Here is a 1302-nt window from a genome sequence, read left to right as displayed (position 1 = left end):
CGGCGGAGGCGCCCCGCGCCGCCCGCTCGGCGACCGGCGCGAGCCCACGCGTGACCTCGCCGAGCCCGTCCACGGCGGCCCGTGCCGACCCCGCCACCACGCTCGACAGCGGCTCGGGCTCCCGCCCGGTCCCGGACACGCGGACAGGCGCGTGATCAGCCACGTCACCGGGCGCGTCACCGGGCAGGTGATCAAGCTCGGACGCCGGGACGGCGGGCGCCTGCGCGGACGCGTCGTCGCCGGTCGAGCCACCGTCGTCCGGCCCGCTCCCGCTCCGGTCGGTCATGTCCGTGCCCCCAAACCCGCCCACGTCTTGTTTCTCCAGACTAACGACCGGCCGGACGAATCGTTCCCACGCGCCCGTCCCTCCGCCCGGCCCGGTGACCAGGGAACCGGCATGAGGACGGGCCCGGACGGCGACCGTCCGGGCCCGTTCCGCGGGGCGGGATCAGACCTCGAGGTTCTCCTCGATGCCCCTCAGGTTGTGGCGGGCCAGCGCCAGGTTCGCGCGGCTCCGCTCGAGCGCCAGGTACAGGAACAGGCCCTTGCCCTTGCGCGCGGTCACCGGCCGGATGATGTGGTACTGGGCACCGAGCGTGATCAGGATGTCCTCGATCTCGTCCTTCATGCCGAGTTGCTCGATGGTCCGCATCTTGGACCGCATGACCTCGGTGTTCCCGGCCGCCGCGACCTGGAGGTCCAGGGCCTTGGAACCGCCCTGGACGCCCAGCGCCATGCCGCTTCCGTAGTCGACGACGGCGGCGCCGATGGCGCCGTCGATCGACATCATCTCCTTCAGGGACAGGTCCATGTTCGACACGAGGTCTCCTTCCGCTCGGATGATCCTTCTCATCACTCGTCCACGCATGCCGGGAAGACGCGGGCCCGCCCTCCGGCGGGCCGTCACACCTGCTCCAGCGCGGCCCGCAGCCGCATCAGGGTCTCCAGGCCGACCGGCGGCTCCGCCTGCGAACCGCGCGACGGGACCGCGGGCCGCGTCCGCCGCCGCAGCGGCCCGCCGACGCCCACCACCGGACGCTCGACCAGGCCCAGCGCCGTCAGCGCGCGCACCGCCTCCAGGCACACCACCACCGGACGGCCCAGTGCGGCGGCCAGCCCGGCGGGCGTCCGGCGCCCGTCGGCCGCGAGGGCCACCTCCGCCTGCACCGCCGTCAGCATCACCCGCTGCCGCTGGACGTGCCGCAGGCCGACGACCGGCGCGGCGTCCGCCAGTGCCAGCGGCCACCCGCCCGCCCGGTCGGCCAGCCGGGCGCACTCGTGCAGCAGCACCCCCGGCGGGAC

Annotated in this window: 3 protein-coding genes; all 3 read right to left on the bottom strand. The window is 74.9% G+C overall.

Features of this window, described 5'->3' with window-relative positions; translation table 11 throughout:
- On the bottom strand, window positions 1-286 hold a 286-nt coding region (locus EBO15_RS43415; protein ID WP_199745201.1), incomplete at its 3' end, for a hypothetical protein.
- Window positions 287-448: 162 nt separating this feature from the next.
- On the bottom strand, window positions 449-811 hold the full coding sequence (locus tag EBO15_RS43410; RefSeq protein WP_378238389.1) for a hypothetical protein: 363 nt from the start codon (window positions 809-811) through the stop codon (window positions 449-451).
- Between the two features lie 92 nt (window positions 812-903).
- The coding region (locus EBO15_RS45025) for a hypothetical protein (RefSeq protein ID WP_199745200.1) at window positions 904-1302 on the bottom strand (399 nt) is incomplete at its 5' end.

Source organism: Actinomadura harenae (assembly GCF_003696215.1).
GTDB classification, from domain to species: Bacteria; Actinomycetota; Actinomycetes; order Streptosporangiales; family Streptosporangiaceae; genus Spirillospora; species Spirillospora harenae.
The sequence above is the reverse complement of the archived record's forward strand: the minus strand, read 5'-3'. Positions and strand labels throughout refer to the sequence as shown.